The organism is Flavobacterium tistrianum (assembly GCF_003254545.1).
Classification (GTDB): Bacteria; Bacteroidota; Bacteroidia; order Flavobacteriales; family Flavobacteriaceae; genus Flavobacterium; species Flavobacterium tistrianum.
The window spans coordinates 103,283-123,759 of sequence record NZ_QJRH01000062.1 but is presented as its reverse complement, the minus strand read 5'-3'; the positions used below and the strand labels follow the sequence as shown (position 1 = coordinate 123,759).

At 33.4% G+C, this 20,477-nt stretch carries 12 protein-coding genes; 7 read left to right on the top strand and 5 right to left on the bottom strand.

Going from position 1 to position 20,477, the window contains the following annotated elements; genetic code table 11:
- Positions 1-50: 50 nt before the first annotated feature.
- The 3 genes from DMB71_RS05060 to DMB71_RS05050 are packed head-to-tail and all read right to left on the bottom strand — an operon-like array spanning position 51 to position 2,027.
- On the bottom strand, positions 51-635 hold the full coding sequence (locus DMB71_RS05060; protein WP_111364205.1) for a LemA family protein: 585 nt from the start codon (positions 633-635) through the stop codon (positions 51-53).
- Positions 636-669: 34 nt separating this feature from the next.
- Positions 670-1,002, bottom strand: a complete 333-nt coding sequence (locus DMB71_RS05055; protein WP_111364203.1) for a MerR family transcriptional regulator — start codon at positions 1,000-1,002, stop codon at positions 670-672.
- 47 nt (positions 1,003-1,049) lie between these two features.
- Positions 1,050-2,027, bottom strand: coding sequence for a M23 family metallopeptidase (locus DMB71_RS05050; protein WP_111364201.1), 978 nt, complete (start codon positions 2,025-2,027; stop codon positions 1,050-1,052).
- A 277-nt stretch (positions 2,028-2,304) separates the two neighbouring features.
- Here DMB71_RS05050 and alaS point away from each other — a divergent pair, with 277 nt between their 5' ends.
- Positions 2,305-4,944: an alanine--tRNA ligase gene (alaS, locus tag DMB71_RS05045; RefSeq protein WP_111364199.1), complete on the top strand. Its 2,640-nt coding sequence runs from the start codon at positions 2,305-2,307 to the stop codon at positions 4,942-4,944.
- Between the two features lie 275 nt (positions 4,945-5,219).
- Here the strand turns inward: alaS and DMB71_RS05040 are convergent, their stop codons facing one another.
- A complete protein-coding gene (locus DMB71_RS05040; protein ID WP_111364197.1) occupies positions 5,220-6,965 on the bottom strand; it encodes an ABC transporter ATP-binding protein in 1,746 nt (581 codons plus the stop codon).
- 357 nt (positions 6,966-7,322) lie between these two features.
- Between DMB71_RS05040 and DMB71_RS05035 the strand changes: the two genes are divergently transcribed.
- The 6 genes from DMB71_RS05035 (at position 7,323) to DMB71_RS05010 (ending at position 18,434) form a co-directional block, all read left to right on the top strand.
- A complete protein-coding gene (locus DMB71_RS05035; protein WP_111364195.1) occupies positions 7,323-8,099 on the top strand; it encodes a hypothetical protein in 777 nt (258 codons plus the stop codon).
- Positions 8,100-8,203: 104 nt separating this feature from the next.
- On the top strand, positions 8,204-9,163 hold the full coding sequence (locus DMB71_RS05030; RefSeq protein WP_111364274.1) for a GSCFA domain-containing protein: 960 nt from the start codon (positions 8,204-8,206) through the stop codon (positions 9,161-9,163).
- Positions 9,164-9,277: 114 nt separating this feature from the next.
- On the top strand, positions 9,278-10,000 hold the full coding sequence (locus DMB71_RS05025; RefSeq protein WP_162614781.1) for a hypothetical protein: 723 nt from the start codon (positions 9,278-9,280) through the stop codon (positions 9,998-10,000).
- 212 nt (positions 10,001-10,212) lie between these two features.
- Positions 10,213-15,312 carry a translocation/assembly module TamB domain-containing protein gene (locus DMB71_RS05020; protein ID WP_111364191.1) on the top strand — a complete coding sequence of 1,700 codons (5,100 nt, stop codon included), beginning with the start codon at positions 10,213-10,215 and terminating at the stop codon, positions 15,310-15,312.
- The gene (tamL, locus tag DMB71_RS05015; protein WP_111364190.1) at positions 15,296-17,611 is read left to right on the top strand and encodes a translocation and assembly module lipoprotein TamL; all 2,316 of its coding nucleotides are present in this window, start codon (positions 15,296-15,298) and stop codon (positions 17,609-17,611) included. The genes DMB71_RS05020 and tamL overlap by 17 nt, the downstream gene beginning before the upstream one ends.
- Positions 17,612-17,804: 193 nt before the next feature.
- On the top strand, positions 17,805-18,434 hold the full coding sequence (locus tag DMB71_RS05010; protein ID WP_111364272.1) for a DUF4230 domain-containing protein: 630 nt from the start codon (positions 17,805-17,807) through the stop codon (positions 18,432-18,434).
- 251 nt (positions 18,435-18,685) lie between these two features.
- Here the strand turns inward: DMB71_RS05010 and DMB71_RS05005 are convergent, their stop codons facing one another.
- Positions 18,686-20,449: an aromatic amino acid hydroxylase gene (locus DMB71_RS05005; protein ID WP_111364188.1), complete on the bottom strand. Its 1,764-nt coding sequence runs from the start codon at positions 20,447-20,449 to the stop codon at positions 18,686-18,688.
- Positions 20,450-20,477: the final 28 nt, after the last annotated feature.

The following is a 20,477-nucleotide window of genomic DNA, read 5'->3' as shown; positions in this document are numbered from 1 at the left end:
TTTTAGATTGCAGATTACATCTGAAATCGTTAATCAATAATATTAAATCTTTAGAATTTTACTTCAACAGGTTTATCAGCTCCAGTAGATGCTTCAAAGTATGGTTTTTCTTTGTATTCGCTCAAGAACCATTTGTTAGGAATAGATAAGATGTAACCGTTGTAAACTTGTACAGCTTCGTTGAAACGAGTTCTAGCCGTTAAAATCTGGTTTTCAGTACTTGCCAATTCGTCTTGTAATTTCAAGAAGTTCTCGTTTGCTTTTAAAGTAGGATATTGCTCAACAGAAACCAATAATCTTGATAATGATGAAGATACTCCGCTTTGAGCTTGGTTAAATGCTGCTAATTGCTCAGGAGTTACATTGCTTGGGTCAATTGTTACCGAAGTAGCTTTTGCACGAGCTTCAATAACTGCTGTTAAAGTTCCTTTTTCAAAATCTGCAGCACCTTTTACAGTGTTTACTAAATTCCCAATAAGATCATTACGTCTTTGGTAAGCCGTTTGAACATTTCCCCATTCTTTATTTACAGCTTGGCTGTGTTGTAAAGCAGTATTTTTAATACCAATCGACCAAAATGCGATAATAGCAATAAGTGCTACAATAATTCCTACAGGGATTAACCACTTTTTCATATTTGTTTTGATTTAAGTTTATTTCTATTTTTAATTACAATTCGTTTTTTATGTCGTTCAGTTGCGTTTTTATCGACTCTAATTTACGTATTATTTCGAATTTATCTAACGTTTTCTTCTGACCTTCTTTTAAGTGTGTTTTGGCACCTTCAAGTGTAAATCCTCTTTCTTTAACTAAGTGATAAATCAATTGAAGATTGGTAATATCGTCTGGAGTGAACATTCTATTTCCCTTTGCATTTTTTTTAGGTTTTAGAATGTCAAATTCGCTGTCCCAAAATCGTATCAAAGAAGCATTGACATTAAAAGCTTTGGCAACTTCGCCAATACTGTAATATCTTTTGTCTTTAGAAAGTTCAATATGCATGATTCGTTTTTTTCTATTTTACTTCAAAAATAGTATTTTTTGTACTATTAATCTAATGATTGATTTTCTTGGTTTGCCATTTGCGAAATTGCCACATATTCTACAGCCGAAATATTTCCGTAATAGAAATTAAGAGGGTTAACCACTTTTCCGTCTTTATGCACTTCATAATGACAATGCGGACCTTCAGATCTTCCTGTGCTTCCAACATAACCAATAACATCGCCGCGTTTCACTCTTTGCCCAGGACGGCAGTTGTATTTGCTTAGATGCGCGTACAAACTTTCATATCCAAAACCGTGCCTGATCACAACATGATTCCCGTATCCAGAAGCCGTGTTGTCAGCTCTTTCTACAACACCATCTCCTGTTGCGTAGATTGGAGCTCCTGTATTGGCGGTGAAATCCATTCCGTTATGCATTTTTCTCACTTTCGTGAATGGGTCAATGCGGTACCCAAAACCTGACGCGACACGTTTTAAATTTTCATTTCGAACTGGCTGAATGGCAGGAATAGCCAATAATAAATTTTCTTTAGCTCCAGCTAATTTTAAAATTTCATCCAATGATTTGGACTGAATTGCTAATTGCTTCGAAAGTTTGTCAACTCTCTTTGTTGCATTCAAAACCAATTGAGAATTGTTGTATCCTTCTAGCGCTTTGTATTTGTCAGAACTTCTAAAACCAGCTTTTCGAATCGAATCTGGAATTTCAGCTTTGTTAAAATAAACACGATAAATATTATTGTCACGTTCTTCTAATGCATCTGCAGCTTCATCAATTTCGTCTAGTTTTTTATTCAAAATGGCATATTGAAGTTTCAAATTTTCAATTTCACGTGCCTGTAAACGATCTTTTGGAGTTTCGAAATAAGGTGTGTTAATTAAAAGAACAAAAACTAAGAAACCAAACAGTGCCGATGCCAGTAAAAACAGTAATGCGTAACCTATTTTTATTCTTTTTCTGGTTTTTATTTTCGTATAAGCCAGATTTTCTGGGTCGTAATAATATTTTACTTTCGCCATATTTTAAAATACGCTATTTTTGCACCTTGTAAAATGAGTTAGTCGAATAAAACTGCTAATTGTTTCAGTTATTCGACACTTTTTTACGAGGATTAATGATTAGATATTGGGGCTATTTTATCATTAGATAATGCGCAAAATAGGCAATTTATTGTTTAAATTATAAGTTTTTTAATTACATTATAAAAAACTTAACGCATCACCAAATGAATTAATTAGCTAATGATCTAATTTTCAAATTGACACATTAAAACAGACACATTTTTCTAATTTAAATATGAAATCACAAGACGTACGTAAACAATTTTTAGATTTTTTTGAGAGTAAAGGGCATACTATTGTCCCTTCAGCTCCTATTGTTCTTAAAGACGACCCAACCCTAATGTTCAATAACTCGGGAATGGCCCAGTTTAAAGAATTTTTCTTAGGAAACGGAACTCCAAAAAGTCCAAGAATAGCCGATACACAAAAATGTCTTCGTGTTTCAGGAAAACATAATGACCTTGAAGAGGTTGGTATTGATACTTACCACCACACAATGTTTGAAATGTTAGGAAACTGGTCTTTTGGTGATTACTTCAAAAAAGAAGCAATCAACTGGGCTTGGGAACTATTGACAGAAGTGTACAAAATTCCAAAAGAGAATCTTTATGTCTCTGTTTTTGAAGGAAGTAAAGAAGATAACGTTCCATTTGATCAAGAAGCTTGGGATATTTGGAAAACTTTAATCGATGAAGATCGAATCATTCTTGGAAACAAAAAGGATAATTTCTGGGAAATGGGTGACCAAGGACCATGCGGACCTTGTTCTGAAATTCACGTTGATTTGCGTTCTGAAGAAGAAAAAGCTTTAGTTTCTGGAAAAAGCCTTGTAAATAAGGATCACCCGCAGGTAGTTGAAATCTGGAATAACGTATTCATGGAATTCAACCGTAAAGCTGATGGTTCATTAGAAAAACTTCCAGCTCAACACGTTGATACCGGAATGGGATTTGAGCGTTTGTGTATGGCTTTACAAGGAAAAACATCAAACTATGATACTGATGTTTTCATGCCTTTAATTAGAGAAATCGAAACCATTACTGGAGCAAAATATACAACTAATGATGTAACAGGCATTAGTGAGGAACAAAATAAAATGAATATTGCTATTCGTGTAGTGGCAGATCACGTTCGTGCGGTGGCTTTTGCTATTGCTGACGGTCAGTTGCCTTCTAACACGGGTGCTGGATATGTAATTCGTAGAATTTTGCGTCGCGCAATTCGTTACGGATTTACTTTCTTAGGAACAAAAGAGCCGTTTATTTTTAAATTGGTTGAGACTTTAAGCGAGCAAATGGGAGATTCTTTCCCAGAAATCAGAACGCAGAAAGCACTTTGTTCGAATGTAATTCGTGAAGAAGAAAATTCATTCTTGAAAACATTAGATCAAGGATTAGTTCTTTTAGATGCTGTAATTTCAAATAACAATACAGATACTGTTGATGGTAAAAAAGCATTTGAATTGTATGATACTTATGGGTTCCCAATCGATTTAACAGCTTTAATTCTTTCTGAAAGAGGATTGAAATTAGACGAAGAAGGTTTCCAAGAGCAATTACAATTACAAAAAGAAAGATCTCGTGCAGCATCTAAAGTAACAGCTGGTGACTGGAATGTGCTTGTAGAAGATGATATTCAGGAATTTGTTGGATATGACAGATTATCTCAGCAAGTAAAAATTACGAAATACCGTAGAGTAGAAAGCGCAAAAGATGGTGAGATTTTCCAATTGGTTTTCAATGCAACTCCATTTTATGGAGAAAGCGGAGGACAAACGGGAGATAAGGGATATTTAGAAGCTCAAAACGGAGACATCGTTTATATTATTGATACTAAAAAAGAAAATAACCAAACGATACATTTAGCAAAATCGTTGCCAGAAAACCTTACGGGAACTTTTAATGCGGTTGTTGATGCAAACCAGAGAGCTAAAACTTCTTCTAACCACTCGGCTACGCACTTGTTGCACCAAGCTTTACGTAAGATTTTAGGAACTCATATTGAGCAAAAAGGATCGATGGTAAGAAATGCTTCATTGCGTTTTGACTTTTCTCATTTCTCTAAAGTAACTGATGAAGAATTAGTAGAAGTAGAAAACTTCGTGAATGCAAGGATTCGTGAGAGTTTACCATTAATTGAAAAAAGAGCTATTCCGAAAGAGCAAGCTTTAGAAGATGGAGCAATTGCTTTGTTTGGAGAGAAATACGGAGATTTAGTTCGTACTATTAAATTTGGAGATTCTGTCGAATTATGTGGAGGAACTCACGTTGCCAATACATCTGATATCTGGCATTTTAAAATTGTTTCAGAAGGTGCTGTTGCAGCTGGAATCAGAAGGATTGAGGCAATAACAAGCGAAGCTGCGAAAGAATATTTTGAGTCGCAAGCTGTTTCTTTAGCTGAAATTAAAGAGGCACTGAAAAATGCCCAAGATCCTGTAAAATCAATCTTGGCGTTACAAGACGAAAATGCTCAATTGAAAAAACAATTGGAAGCTTTGTTAAAAGATAAAGCTAAAAATATGAAAGCTGATTTGGCTAAAGAATTGCAAGAAATCAATGGAGTTCAGTTCTTGGCAAAACAAGTAGATTTAAATCCAGAAGGAGCAAAAGATTTAGCTTATGAGTTAGGTAATGCTTACAACGACTTATTTATCGTTTTGGCTACAGCACATGAAGGAAAACCAATGTTAACATGTTATGTTTCTAAAGAAATTGTAGCAAGCAAAAACTTAAACGCTGGACAAGTTGTTCGCGAATTAGGTAAATACATCCAAGGTGGAGGAGGAGGACAGCCTTTCTTCGCAACTGCAGGAGGTAAAAATGTTGATGGAATTGGTGAGGCGCTTACAAAAGCGGTGGATTTTGTTAAATAAAGGTTCTAAGAATCTAAGATACTAAGGTTCTAAGTTTTTTATAAAAGTAAACCCGACAGATTTTTAAAATCTGTCGGGTTTTTTATTTGAGTATTCTCTCATTTTATGTCATTTCGACGAAGGAGAAATCTCCACGAGAAGCTCGACAAAGATTGGATTTTCGTTGCGGAGTTACTTACGGAGATTTCTCCTTCGTCGAAATGACAAATAGTACGTTTTTCGATTGTTAAAAAGCTTAGAGCCTTAGTAACTTAGAATCTTAGCGACTCAGAAAACTATTTTCTCTCCCCAATCTGCTGGCGCCACATAGCGTAATACAATCCTTTCTCTACAATCAAATCCTCATGTTTACCTTGCTCAATTATTTTACCTTGTTCTAAAACAAAAATTCTATCCGCATGCATTACAGTCGATAAACGATGCGCAATTAAAACTGTGATTCTGTTTTTATCCGAGATATTTCTAATCGTATCATTGATTTCTTCTTCGGTAATAGAATCCAAAGCAGACGTAGCTTCATCAAAAATCAATAAATTTGGATTTCTAAGAATAGCTCTAGCGATAGATAAACGCTGTTTTTCACCGCCAGAAACTTTGATTCCGCCTTCGCCAATTGTGGTGTTTAAACCATCTTCTGCACGTCTTAAAAGTTTATCACAACTTGCACGTTGTAAAGCATCATATAGTTCTTCGTCGGTTGCATTGGGTTTAACGAATAATAAGTTTTCGCGAATTGTTCCAGAGAATAATTGCGCATCTTGTGTTACAAAACCAAGCTGCTTTCTTAAGTCTAATAAATCAATTTCAGTAGAATCAATATCATTGTAGAGAACCTGTCCTTCCTCTGGCGTATATAATCCAACTAATAATTTTACTAATGTTGTTTTTCCAGATCCAGATGGGCCAACAAAAGCAACGGTCTGGCCTTGCTTGATTTCGAAATTTATATTTTCAACGGCTTTAAATTTGGCAGTTTTGTGCTGAAAACTAACATTTGCAAAAAGTAATTTCTGAATTGCGCCAATATGTTTTGGAGTTTTTGGACGGAATTCTTTCGGAGCATTTAATAAATGTTTGAAATTCTCCATAGAAACCTTTGTCTCATTCAGAGCGATAATAAAGTTTCCTAATTCTTGTAATGGACCAAAAATAAAGAACGTAAAAAACACCATTGTCAATAAGTCTCCAACGATAATTTTTCCTCCAAATAAAAAGTAATACAACGCAAAAACAACACAAGTTCTTAAGAAATGAACCGTTGTTCCTTGAATAAAACTTAAACTTCTAATAAAACGGATTTTTTGCAATTCTAATTGAAGAATCTTAAATGTATTTAAGTTTAGACGTTTTTCTTCCTGATAGGTCAAACCAAGACTTTTTACCAATTCTATATTTCGTAAACTTTCGGTAGTTGAACCCGCCAATGCATTGGTTTGATTGACAATTTTTCGAGAAACGATTTTAATTTTTTTTCCTAAATACAAACTTACCAAAGCAATAATTGGCGCCGTAATTAAGAAGATAATTGAAATTCTGAAATCAATTCTCGCAACATACACGATTACAAATATAAAACCGATAATAGTCTGGAAAATTAAAGAAATAGAAAGCGTAATCAGTTTTTCTGAATCAATTCTAACTTTTGTCAGCTTACTCAAAGTTTCGCCACTTCGCTGATCTTCAAATTCAGCATACGGCAGGTCAAGAGATTTTTTTATTCCGTCAGTATACATTTGAGCACCAGTACGCTGAATAACTACATTGGTAAAATAATCTTGAAAGTTTTTGGTAATTCTGGAAACCATGGCAGCACCAAGCGAAAGTCCAAGCCAGAAAGCCAAAGATTTTATAAATCCGATTTCGTTTCCTTTGTATTTTGCAATTCCGACACCGCAATCTTGCATTAATTTCCCTGTAATTACAGAGTCTGACAAACTGAAACAGATGTTGATAGTAGCCATTATCAACGCAAAAAACAAGAGCATTTTGTGTCTGATAATGTAGGTATATAGTAATTTCATATAAGATTTTAAAAAAATGGAAGATGCAAAAATAAGGAATTGTTTTAGTTTCTAGAGTTGGTTTTTGTTATTAAAAATCTAAATTTTTTACAGGTGAAATTGCCAATGGGATTTTTAAAGTTTTATGTGTTTCAATTTTTTAATTGAAAAATAAATAAGTCATAAAAATGGTATTGTTTTTTGATATTCAAGTTTTTTTTGGAAATTTTTCCTATTTTATTGATCATTTATATTGTTTGTTATTAGTGTCTTAAGAATTGTCTCAATTGGAAAATGTGCTTTGATGTGGAATCCCGTAAGGTTTTGCTATTTGGTTATACTACGTTTGCACCATTAAGAATTTTAACCAAGACGAAAATGAAAAAATTATTATGCCTTTTTGGTGCTTTAGCACTAGTTTTAACATCTTGTTCAAGTGATGATTCATCAGAATCTACAGATGCTGTACTATTACCAAAAAAAATTACTGAAACAGAAGTTCTTAATGGACAATCAGGAAGTTATACTTATACTTTAACGTATGATGGAAACAAATTGAAAGAACTTGCTGGTTCAGATGCGTCTAGATCTGTATATACGTACACAGGAGATCTTATTACTAAAGTAGAAAAGTATGCTTCTAGTGTTTTACAATCGACAGATGTTTATGCTTATGAAGGAACAAAATTAGTTTCTAAAATTTCAACATGGGAAGCTAATAAAAGTACTCAAGAGAAATTAACTTTTGTGTATAACGCAAACGGAACAGTTAATGTTAACCAATCTCAAATCATCAATAAACAAGAAATTAAGTATGATACTACTACACTTTATACTTTCGCAAACGGAAATTTAGTATCTTCAGAATTAATTGATGGTGTATTGGCGGAAAAAATAACAAGCACTTATGACAACAAGAAAAGCCCTTTTATCAACATTACAGGTTTAAAGGCATTATTAGATTTAGATAGTGATTTTGACTTTTATTCTGTAAATAATACAGTAAAAAGTGTTACAGTGACTTATGATTCTAACGGTGCAGTTACTAAAACAGCAACTGTAGAAACGACTAATAAATACAATAGCAGTAACTATGTTACTGAATTCTTTTCTGGAGACTCAAAAAACTCTTTTAAATTAGAAATTGCTTACTAATTTTAGTTTTTAAATAAAAAAAATCCCCAAATTAACAAATGAGTTAATTGGGGATTTTTTTGATCATAAATGAGGATTTAACTGTATTTTTGAATAAAAAAGCCATGCAATTCAGAACCCAAATACCCATTTCAAAAAGTAACAATCCTATCGATTATAATTCGAAAGTGCTTTCAATTGGATCTTGTTTTGCAGAAAATATGGCGGAGAAATTTGATTATTTTAAATTTCAGAACGAAACCAATCCGTTTGGAATAATTTTTAATCCCGTTTCAATTGAAAGTTTATTTAGAAGAGTTTGCCAGCAGAAACTGTTTGAAGAAAAAGATGTTTTTTTTCAAAATGAGCGCTGGCACAGTTTTGAAGTGCATTCGGATTTGAGCAACGCTGACAGACAAGAGTTATTAGAAACGCTAAATAAAGCAGTAACAGAAACACATAAACAGCTTAAAGAAGCAACTCATAATATCATCACTTTAGGAACTTCTTGGATTTATAGAAACCTTGAAAAAGATGAAATTGTAGCCAACTGCCATAAAGTGCCTCAAAAGCAATTTTCAAAAGAATTATTGTCGGTAGAAGTTATTCAGGAAAGTATTGAAAGTACAATCGAAGCTATTCAGACTTTAAATCCCAATATAAATTTCATTTTCACGATTTCCCCAGTTCGTCATATTAAAGATGGATTTGTAGAAAACCAATTGAGCAAATCGCATTTGTTTACTGGCTTGCATCAAGTTTTAAAAACTCATAATTCAAAACTCATAACTCATAATTATTTCCCTTCCTATGAAATTATGATGGACGAACTTCGAGATTATCGTTTTTACAGCGAAGATATGTTGCATCCCAATCAGATTGCGATAGATTATATCTGGAAGCTTTTCAGTGAAAATTATGTTTCAGAAGAAAGCGGTCCTGTAATGAAAGAAATAGATGAAATCCAAAAAAGTCTGCGCCACAGAAGTTTCAATCCAGAATCAGACCAGCACAAAAAGTTTCTAGCCAATCTTCAGCAGAAAATGAAAAACGTTGAGAAAAAATGGCCTCATATTGTTTTTTAATGTATTAATGAAGTTTTTTTGAAGTTTTTGTTTGAAAATACTCAAAATAAAAATCAGCAAAATATTATGTTTTGACTCTGAAATTATGTTTATTTGTAATAAATACCTTTAAATATGATGAAGAAAATTACTTATATGCTTTGCATTTCGCTATTAGTTTTTACATCTTGTTCAAGCGAAGCCGATACTTCTCAAAATACTGAGACAAGTAGAGTGCCAAAAAAACAAATTATTTATAACCTTGATAACCCTGTGACTATTGATTTCGTTTTTGATGGAAATAAAATTGTAAGTAGTACTCATTCTGGTAATTATGTTGTAAAATATACTTATACAGGAGATTTAATTACAAAGAAAGAGGCTTCAGACTTTACAGATGAGTACAGTTATACTAATGGAAAACTGACAACTTATTTGCGAAAACTTCCAGGACGCGACTATTATGATAAGTATTCCTATACGTATGAATCTAATGATGTCGTTTCATTTGTAATAACTCGAGTTACTATTTCAACTGGAGCAGAAGAAGTCATTTCAGCAAAAAACTTTTATACATTAAAGGACGGAAATATCATAAAATATGAGACTAAATCATCTGTAACAACATATAAATACGATAATAAAAATAGTCCGAAGAGAAATATTTTAGGGTTTAATAAAATCTTTGAGGAGCAACCGCAAGTTAGTTCATCGGTTAATAATGTAACAAGTTATTCTACTACTTTGCCAGACAATTCTAGTTACACCAATGAGATCACATATACTTATGATGACCAAAATTTCCCTACCGAAATTAATTACAAAGCGATATCATTCAAAGCCACATATTCTTATTAGAAAGGTTTGTAACTAAAAAATAAAATCTTAAAGCCAAATAATTTTATTGTTTGGCTTTTTTATTGTGTAATAATAAATCATTTAGCAATAAAATTTTAGAATAATTGCTCATAATTATGTAAATTGTTAAGGTTTAAATTTTACATTTTTGTAAAATGTGCAATCCTGCTTTTTTCAGAAGCGATTTTAATCTAATGCGATTTTATTGACGTATGAATAAGAAACCAGTCTATTTTCTTAAAAAAACACTTCGTATCTTAATGTGGTGCGTGGTTTCTATAATTGCAATTTTACTACTTCTTATAATCTTAATTCAAGTTCCGTCGGTACAAAATTTCGTTAAAGATAAAGCGATTACTTATCTTGAAGGTAAAATCAAAACCAAAGTTTCTCTCGATAAAATCTTGATCAAATTTCCCAAAGATGTAGTTCTGGAAGGTTTTTATTTTGAAGATCAAAAAAAAGATACTTTGCTGGCTGGTAAACGCTTAGAAGTTGACGTTGATCTTTTTAAATTGGTTAGTAGCGAATTGGAAATCAATTCGGTTTCGCTGGAAAATGTAAAAGCCAATATTTCCAGAAATAAAGACGGGGTTTTCAATTTCGATTATATCATAAAAGCATTTGAATCAAAAGAACCAAAAGTTGAAGACCCAAATGCTAAGCCGTTTAAAATTTCGGTTGTTAAAGTAAATCTTGATCAGGTTAAATTTAATTTTAAAGATGATTTTTCGAGAAATGATATCAAAGTGAACTTAACTCATTTTGATACCAAATTCAAAAAGTTTGATCTTGACAAAATGGATTTTAATATTCCGAATATTAATTTAAATGGTCTAAAAATAGTTTTAGATCAAGATGTTGTGGAGAAAATTGCCGAAGTTTCAGTTAAAACGGTTGATACAGTTTCGAAACGGCCAGATTTTAAATTGACATTGAATAAAATCACTTTATCAAAAATCGATATTTTATACGATAATAAAGATTCTAAACTCAATTCAGGCATTCGTTTAGGAAATTTAAATCTTGCTGTAAACAAAATTGATTTGAACAAACAGCTTTTAGATTTTGATACTTTCGAAGTAAAAAATCTTAGTGGAAATCTGCGATTAGGCGCAAAAGACAAACAAATTGTAACTCCCAATTTAGATACAACGGCAATAAAACAAGCAGGTTGGAAAGTGAAACTCAACGAAACCAATCTAGAAAATATCGCTTTCAAGTTTGATGATGAGCAGTCAAAACCCAAGACAAAAGGAATTGATTACGCGCATTTGGATTTGGATAAATTCAATTTTAAAGCAGAAAAATTATATTATGGAAATGATACAATTTCAGGAAATATAAAAACACTTACCGTAAACGAAAAAAGTGGTTTGCAGATCCAGTCTTTCAAAACCGATTTCTTTTACGGACCGAAAAATGCTTCGTTGGAAAATTTATATTTGAAAACACCGCAAACTCTCGTTCAAGATAAAGTTCAAGCGCAGTATAAATCACTAGAATCCCTTCAAAAAGATTTAGGAAATCTTGCTATTGATGCTAATTTAAAGCAATCTAAAATTGGTTTCAAAGACATTCTTTTGTTTGTTCCCAATCTTCAAAATACAAATCCGTTTAAAAGTAATCCGAATGCGGTTTTGTATTTGGATAGCCGTGTGAGCGGAAAAGTAAAAGATTTGAATATTTCGAAGTTTGAAATGAGCGGAATTGGTTCTACAAAAGTTTCTCTTTCGGGGAAAATTGCCGGATTGCCAGATGCTCAAAAAGCATATTATGATTTGGATATCAAAAAAGCTTCGACCACTTCAAAAGACATTAATATGTTTGTACCGACGGGAACAATTCCGAAGAACATTCAACTGCCATCTCAATTAAGTTTGCAAGGGAAATTTAAAGGTTCTGTTCAGAATTTTAAAACGAATATGACTTTAACGAGCAGTTTCGGAAATGCAAAAGTCGATGCACTGTTTGATCAGCGAGTTAAAAAAAGAGAAAAATATGATGCGCAAGTTTATCTGTTGGATTTCGATTTGGGACGTTTAATAAAAAATGATTCAATCGGAAAAATTACGCTTAAAGCAAAAGTTAAAGGAAACGGTTTAGACCCAAAAACCGCAAATGCAGCAATTGATGGTTTAGTTCAGAAAGCAGTTTTTAATCGATATACCTATAGAGATTTAGCTTTAAAAGGGAATATAGAAAATGGTTCTTTTGCAGTAAAATCTGGAATGGAAGATCCAAATCTGAATTTCAATTTAACGGCATCTGGTGATACAAAAGATAAATATCCAACTGTAAAATTAAAATTGAATCTGGATATCGCCGATTTAGAAAAACTGAATCTGCATGCGGGACCAATGAAACTTCGAGGAAATGTCGATGCTGATATAACCAACAGTAATCCTGATTTCTTAAACGGAAAAGTGTTTTTATCAAACATTCAGATTTTACAAGACGTTGAACCAATTGTTTTAGATTCTATTCGTGTTTTTGCTTTCGCGGATAAAGACAGCAATTCGATTAAAATTTCGTCCCAATTTTTAAAAGCCGAAGTAACTGGAAAGTACAAATTGACGACCTTGGCAAACTCACTTCAAAAATCATTATCAAAATATATTGATCTCAAAAATCCAAAAGTCAATGCAGAATCAGATGAGCAAAGACTGGCTTTTATGCTCAAAGTAGATAATGATCCTGTACTTTTTAAATTGTTGCCAAAACTGACAGGTTTAGAGCCTTTTACAATTAATGGAAAATACAACAATCAGATAGATTCTTTGGAAGTAAAAGGAACGATTCCGAGAATTGTTTATGCAAATAACACTATTTCCGACGGAAGAATCAATATTGAGGCTAAAGAAAATGCTTTAGAATATTCAGTTTCTGTTGCCACAATTGAAAGCGGTTCTTTAAAAATTCCGTTTACAAGTTTGTCAGGAAATGTGCAAAATAATATTCTGACTTATGCGCTTGAAGTTCAAGATGCAAAACAAAAACAGCAATATTTTATTGCGGGGGAATTTAAAGCAGAAGATTCTAAAAATATTGTAAAGCTTGATGCGGATAGTTTTATTTTAAATTATGATAAATGGAATGTCGATCCTGAAAATGCAATTGAGTTTGGAGAAAAACGACTTTACGTTAATAAGTTCAATTTGAGCAATAACGGAAACGAATTAAAAATTCAATCTCAAGGAACACAAGACAATGCGCCTTTGCAAGTCAATTTTGTCAATTTCAAAATCGAAACCATTATGAATATGGTTAAAAAAGACGAACTATTAATGCAAGGTTTGATAAACGGAAATGCATTGGTTGAAAATGTAATGACAAATCCAACTTTCACATCCGATTTAAAAATTGATGATTTTACTTTTAAAGGCTCAAAAGTTGGTGATTTAGAAATAAAAATTGACAATAAAACCGCCAATACGCTTGTTGCAAATGTAGCCTTGAGCGATGAAGGAAATGACTTAAAGGTAACGGGAGATTATCTGATGGATACTGGAAACTTTGATTTTGATGTAGCTATTAACAAACTTTATATCAAAAGTATTCAAGGTTTCAGTATGGGAAATATTACTGATGGACAAGGCTTTTTATCTGGAAATTTTAAATTGACAGGAAATACTTCAGCTCCTAAAATTAATGGCGAATTGAATTTTAATGATGCTGGTTTTAGAGTGACACAGCTGAATTCGTACTTTAAAACGAAAAACGAAAAAATTACTTTTAATGATGGAAGCATTTCATTTAACAAGTTCTCCCTTTTTGACGAAAATGACAATGAGTTGTTTGTAAACGGAACCATTCAATCTCCAGATTTCGTTAAATACAATTTCAATCTGCTTGTTGAAGCTGACGATTTTAGAGCCATTCATTCAAAAGCAAAAGACAACGATTTATTCTACGGTGATTTATTCTTAGATACAAAACTAAATATAAAAGGAAATTTGGAAAGTCCGGTTGTTGACGGAACGCTTAAAATAAATAAAGAAACCAAATTTACGGTGGTAATGCCACAATCAGATCCCTCTATTGCAGATCGCGAAGGAATTGTAGAATTTGTTGACGAAGACAATATGTATTTGAAACAAACAGTTGATCTTCAAAATAAATTAGATCAATCGGAATTGAAAGGAATGGATGTAAATGTTGCTATCACGATTGATAAAGAAGCCGAATTGACACTCCTGATTGATAAATCAAACGGAGATTATCTGAACTTGAAAGGTGAGGCCGAATTAGTCGGAGGAATCGATCAGTCTGGAAAAACAACCCTTACAGGGAAATATGAGTTTTCAGATGGTGCCTATGAAATGAACTTTAACGGAATCAAAAGAAAATTCGATATTCAACAAGGAAGTTATATTACCTGGAACGGCGAGCCGACTATGGCAAACGTAAATATTACAGCTATTTATAAGGTCAATGCAGCTCCAATAGATTTAGTTGGAAAACAGTTACAAAGTGAGACGCCGGCAGTACAAAACACTTATAAACAAAAACTTCCATTTCAGACTTTATTGAAAATGAATGGAGAATTGATGAAACCTGAAATTTCTTTTGGAATTGTATTGCCAGAAGGAAATTACAACGTCTCGACAGATGTAGTTACAACAACGCAAAGCAAATTGAAACAGCTTGAGCAAGATCCGGCTGAATTGAATAAACAGGTTTTTGCTCTTTTATTATTGAATCGTTTTGTAGGCGAAAACCCATTTGCAAGTCAAAGTGGCGGTATAAGTGCTGAAACAATGGCAAGACAAAGTGTAAGTAAAATACTTTCTCAGCAATTAAATAATCTGGCAGGAGATTTAATAACAGGATTTGAAGTCAATTTTGATTTAGAATCGACCGAAGATTACACTTCTGGAACCATGCAAAACAGAACCGATCTGAATGTTGAGGTTTCTAAAAAGCTGTTGGATGATAGATTGAAAGTAACCGTTGGAAGCAGTTTTGGAGTCGAAGGGGCAGAACGTGCCAATGAAGAAAGCACCAATATTGCTGGAGATGTAGCGTTGGATTATCAATTAACAAAAGACGGAAGATATATGGTTCGCGCGTATCGCAAAAACCAATATCAGGTTGCAGTGGAAGGACAGGTTATAGAAACGGGTGTTGCATTTGTTATTACGATGAGCTACAATAAATTTAGAGAACTTTTCCATCGCAGTGAAAAAGAAAAGGAATTGATAAGAGAAGAAAAGCTTCGAAAAGAGAAAGAAAAACAGAAAAAAAAGGAAGATAAAGAAAAGGAGAAATTGCAAGAAAATCAAATTGAAGGGAATGAACAAAAAACATAATCATATAAATAATTTTTTTACGAAGTGTTTTGTGCTGACATTCCTTTTTTTTGTTTTCGGATGCAGTAATACAAAATATCTTCCAGAAGGCGATTTGCTTTATACGGGAGGTTCTGTAAAAGTGAAAGATTCTATCATGAAAAAGAAAGATAGAAAGGCACTGCAAACGGAATTAGAAGGTCTTATTCGTCCAAAACCAAATAAGACTTTTTTAGGATTACGTCCAAAATTGTGGTTTTATAATATTGCTGGCGAGCCTAAAAAAGAAAAAGGATTTAGATATTGGCTTCGAAACAAAGTTGGAGAGGAGCCAGTCCTTTTTAGTAAAGTTGATTTAGATTATAATGCTTCAGTATTACGTAATTTTACTGAAAACAGAGGTTATTTTAAAACTCGTGTTAGCGCTGATTCTACCGTAAGAAACAAAAGAGTAACAGCAGAATATACAGTTGTTCCCAAAAAACAATATATTATTAAAAGCGTGACTTTTCCAGACGACTCTTTAAAGATGTCAAAAATAATTGCAAGATCAAGCCGACGCAGTTTATTGAAAGTTGGTAAACCGTATGATTTAGATGTTATAAAAGCAGAAAGAGAACGTATCGATGCAAGACTTAAAGAAAAAGGATATTACTATTTTAGTCCCGATTATCTTCTGGCAAAAGTAGATAGCAGTAAAGGAGATCATGAGGTAAAAATCAGATTGGTTATTAAAGACGAAACTCCAGCAAAAGCGTTAAGAGCTTATACGATAAATAACATTTTTGTTTATCCGAATTATTCTTTGGCGAACGATAGTATGGTTTACAGAAATAGAAATATCACTCATTATAAAGATTTTACAATTATTGATACAGCAGAAACTTTTAAACCAAGAGTTTACGATAGAACAATCTATTTTAAGAAAGGAGATTTATACAATCGAACTGATCACAATTTGACTTTGAACCGTTTTGTAAATCTTGGAACTTTCAGTTTTGTCAAAAATGAGTTTAAACCTTCTGATAGTATTGATAATGCTTTGGATTCGTATTATTATCTTACGCTTTTGCCTAAAAAGTTTATTCGTGTAGAAGTTATCGGGAAAACCAACTCGGCAAGTTATACAGGAACAGAATTAAATCTAAACTGGAACAACCGAAACTTTTTGCGTGGAGCAGAACTATTTACCGCTTCTGTTTTTGGTGGTGCCGATTTTCAGTTGGGAGGAGTAAATAAAGGGAAAAATATATATAAGCTTGGAGGTGAAGTCAGCTTGACTTGGCCAAGATTTGTTACACCTTTTAATATCGAAGGAAACAGCGAATATGTGCCTAGAACCAAAGCAACCATTCGCTATGAATATCAAAAAAGAACACAGCTTTATGCTTTGAATTCTTTTAATACTTCATTTGGATATTTGTGGAAAGAAAACATCCGTAAAGAACACCAGTTGAATATTGTCGATGTGACGTATGTGAGCCCGAATCATGTTACGCCAGAATATTTAGAAGATATTGAACAAGATCCAGCATTAGGAAAAGTAATTGAAAAACAACTAGTTTTTGGTCCAACTTATAATTATACGTATACCAATACAATGCAGAAACGTCGAAAAAATACTATTTATTTTAATGGTGAATTAGATTTGGCTGGAAATCTTACAGGGTTAATTACGGGTGCTGACTATCCAAATAAGGTTAAAACAATATTTGATGTTCCGTTTAGCCAGTATGTAAAAATACGATCTGATTTTAGGCATTATTTGAAATTAGGAAAAGAAAGCGAATTAGCCAGCAGACTGATTGTTGGAGCCGGATTTGCCTATGGAAATTCGAATACGATGCCAGCTTCGAAGCAGTTTGTTGTTGGAGGAACTAATAGCATTCGAGCTTTTAGAGCCAGGACTTTAGGACCGGGAAGTTATGTTATTCCTCCGCCAACAAGCGACAATTATACGCCAGACCAATCTGCTGATTTAAAACTGGAATTCAATACCGAATACCGAGCAAAACTTTTCAGTATTGTAAGAGGCGCGGTATTCCTAGACGCTGGTAATATCTGGCTTTTACATGCCGATCCAAATAAACCGGGAGCAGAAATCTCAAAAGATTTTATGAAAGAAATCGCTGTTGGAGCAGGAGCAGGTCTACGTTTCGATTTATCATTCTTGATTTTAAGAACAGATTTAGCTATTCCGCTGCGAAATCCTGCATTGCCAGATGGACAAAGATGGGTAATTGATAATATTAATTTCGGAAGCAGTTCTTGGAGAAAAGACAATCTAATTCTGAATATCGCTATCGGCTATCCGTTTTAAATTTATTTCCTGGGTTCGATTAGCCACGAATTCACGAATTATTTTTAATTTGCTGATTAGCTAGGTCGAATTTTTCGAATTTGATTTGTGAAATACTTTCATATTTTAAAGCCAAAGGAATTAGCGAAAATTCGTGAATTCGTGGCGAAAAGAAAGAAAAAATGAAGTAAATTCGTTTAAATATATTATAGGAATGCAAAACTTGATCAAAAGAATTATAGGCGTTGGGGTGATTGTTTTACTTATTGTCTTGGCCTTTAAATATTGCCAGTTCAAAAAAGAAGACGATTCAGATATTCAGTACAATACCAATTTAATTCAGCAGCAGATTCTTAACGTTGGAAAATTGGTTGTTACCGAAGGGCATTTCTCGGAAGTCATTACATATAAAAATCAGCAGAAATATTTGATGGACATGATTTCTTTTGAGAAAAAAGCGCTAATTGTGGTCAATGCAAATGTGACCGTTGCTTATGATCTGCATCAAATGAAATATGATATTGATGAAAAAAATAAAACCATCACAATTTTAAATATCCCGAAAGAAGAAATCACCATAAATCCAGATATTCAGTTTTACGATGTTGAGCAAAGTAAACTGAATCCGTTTACGGGAGATGATTATAATAAAATCAACAAATCGGTAAAAGCGAATCTAGCTAAGAAAATCGAAAATTCTACTCTTAAAACAAACGCTCAAAATAGACTAATAAGCGAATTGTCTAAGATTTTAATCATGACCAATTCGATGGGTTGGAAACTGCAATACAACGGAAAAACTATTGAATCTGAAACAGAATTGACTCAGGATTTGAAATTGTGATTTTGAGGTTCAAAGCAACAAAGCGACAAAGTAACAAAGGCTTCTTTCCACAATCTTGTCATTTCGACGAAGGAGAAATCAGACTCGTAAATCGACATAGTGATATTACTACGCGGAATTTCTAGTGTGATTTCTCCTTCGTCGAAATGACAAAACAAGCAAAATAATTTTGCGACTCTGCGCCTTTGCGAGATTAAAAAATCAGCACAATTAGCGAGAAAAATAAAAACTTTGCGTCTTAGTCCCGATAGCTATCGGGATTGTGGCAAATTATCAAAAATCAAATCCAAACCACCCGAAATCAAATGTGCAATTTCAGGACGTTTTACTTTCAATTGATCTAAATGAACTAAGACTTCTTGTAAAAGCTGTTTTTCATCAGAATCTTTCAAAAGTTCTGCGATTTCGACAGATAATAACCAGTCGTTAGAGTGGTTGCTTTTCAGTTTCTCAAAAACAGATTTTAATTCTGTTTTAGCGCTTTTATTTGTTCTAATATCTCTAACGGTTGCATATAAATGCTCTAATTCGTCGCGCTTTTCAGTATGTTTTGCTTTGATCGTTTTACTTGAAGGAACAATACTGATTAAGTCAAAACTATTTACATCGGCAGGACCTGAAAATGCAGAAATCACTTTTTTACCAATTGCCATATCGTAATTGCCCCATTCAGGTTGAAACAAAACAGTTTCTCCATGAGTTACGGTGCAATTTCTAAAACTGATTAAAATAATTTCTCCGTGAAGATTTCGAGAACCTGTAATAATTTCACCTTCCACAATAATATTGCCTTCAAATTCCAGTTTTACAGTTTCGTTTTCCACGATACTATAAGCCTGTAAATCCTTCGGACTCATATCTTCAATTGCAAGATTAAAACCTTTCAATTTCCCAATCGGACTTCCAAATCCGTGCGGATGGGTTAACGTTCCGTGACCAACTAATTCTTTTTCGCGGTAAGCCAAAGCAGTTTTTCCTGTAGTTTGGATGTAAACGGGTTTTCCTTCATCTTCAATAACATTGGTGAAAACTCCTGAAATTTGCAGACCAGTGCTTAATTCAATAGTTCCTAAAGCATTTGATTGAATCAGTTTTTTAATTCCAGAAAGACCTCCAGTTCGCAGAGCCATCTTATTGGCAAATTCTTCCAGAACTAAACTTAAATAAGAAAAATTCGGAGTTACATAAAGTTGTGGCTGTAATTGCGTAATATCAAAATTCTGATTCGCAGCAGAAATATCATAAGGGATTTTCTTTACATTATCGGTCATACAGTGGGCGCTTTCGCCAATTGAAGAAAGCAATCCCGCACCATATATTTTCGGATTTTCAACGGTTCCAATCAAACCGTATTCAACTGTCCACCAATGTAGGTTTCTAATTTGTGCCATTTCAGACAATTCTCCCATATCATTTTGCAAATCGGCAACCGCTTTTTCTGCTTCATCAATTTTTTCTTGTGGAGTATCTTCGGCTTCTTTCAAAATAGAAAGCAGACGAATTGCTTCATACATTTGATAATCTTTGTGAGAAGAAATTGCTTTACAGCCAATTTCGCCAAAACGTCTTAAATATTCAGCATATTCAGGATTTGCAATTATAGGAGCGTGGCCGGCGCCTTCGTGTATGATGTCTGGAGCAGGAGTATATTCAATATGTTCTAATTGACGAATATCAGATGCAATAACGAGAACATTATAAGCTTGAAATTCCATAAAAGCATTTGGCGGAATAAATCCGTCAACGGCAACCGCTGCCCAGCCAATTTCGCTAAGAATTCGGTTCATACCGTACATACTCGGAATAGAATCAATTTCGATTCCTGTTTTACGCAAACCTTCCAGATAAGAATGATGCGCAACTTTAGAAAGATAATCTACATTTTTGCGCATAACATATCGCCAAACCGCCTGATTGATAGGAGTGTAATCGCTATAATCTTGAGGTTTAATAAATTGCTGTAAATGTTTAGGCAATCGCTCTAATAACGGATTGGTTTCAATGTTTGGATTCATTTCGAAAACGTTGTAGATTAAAATGTAA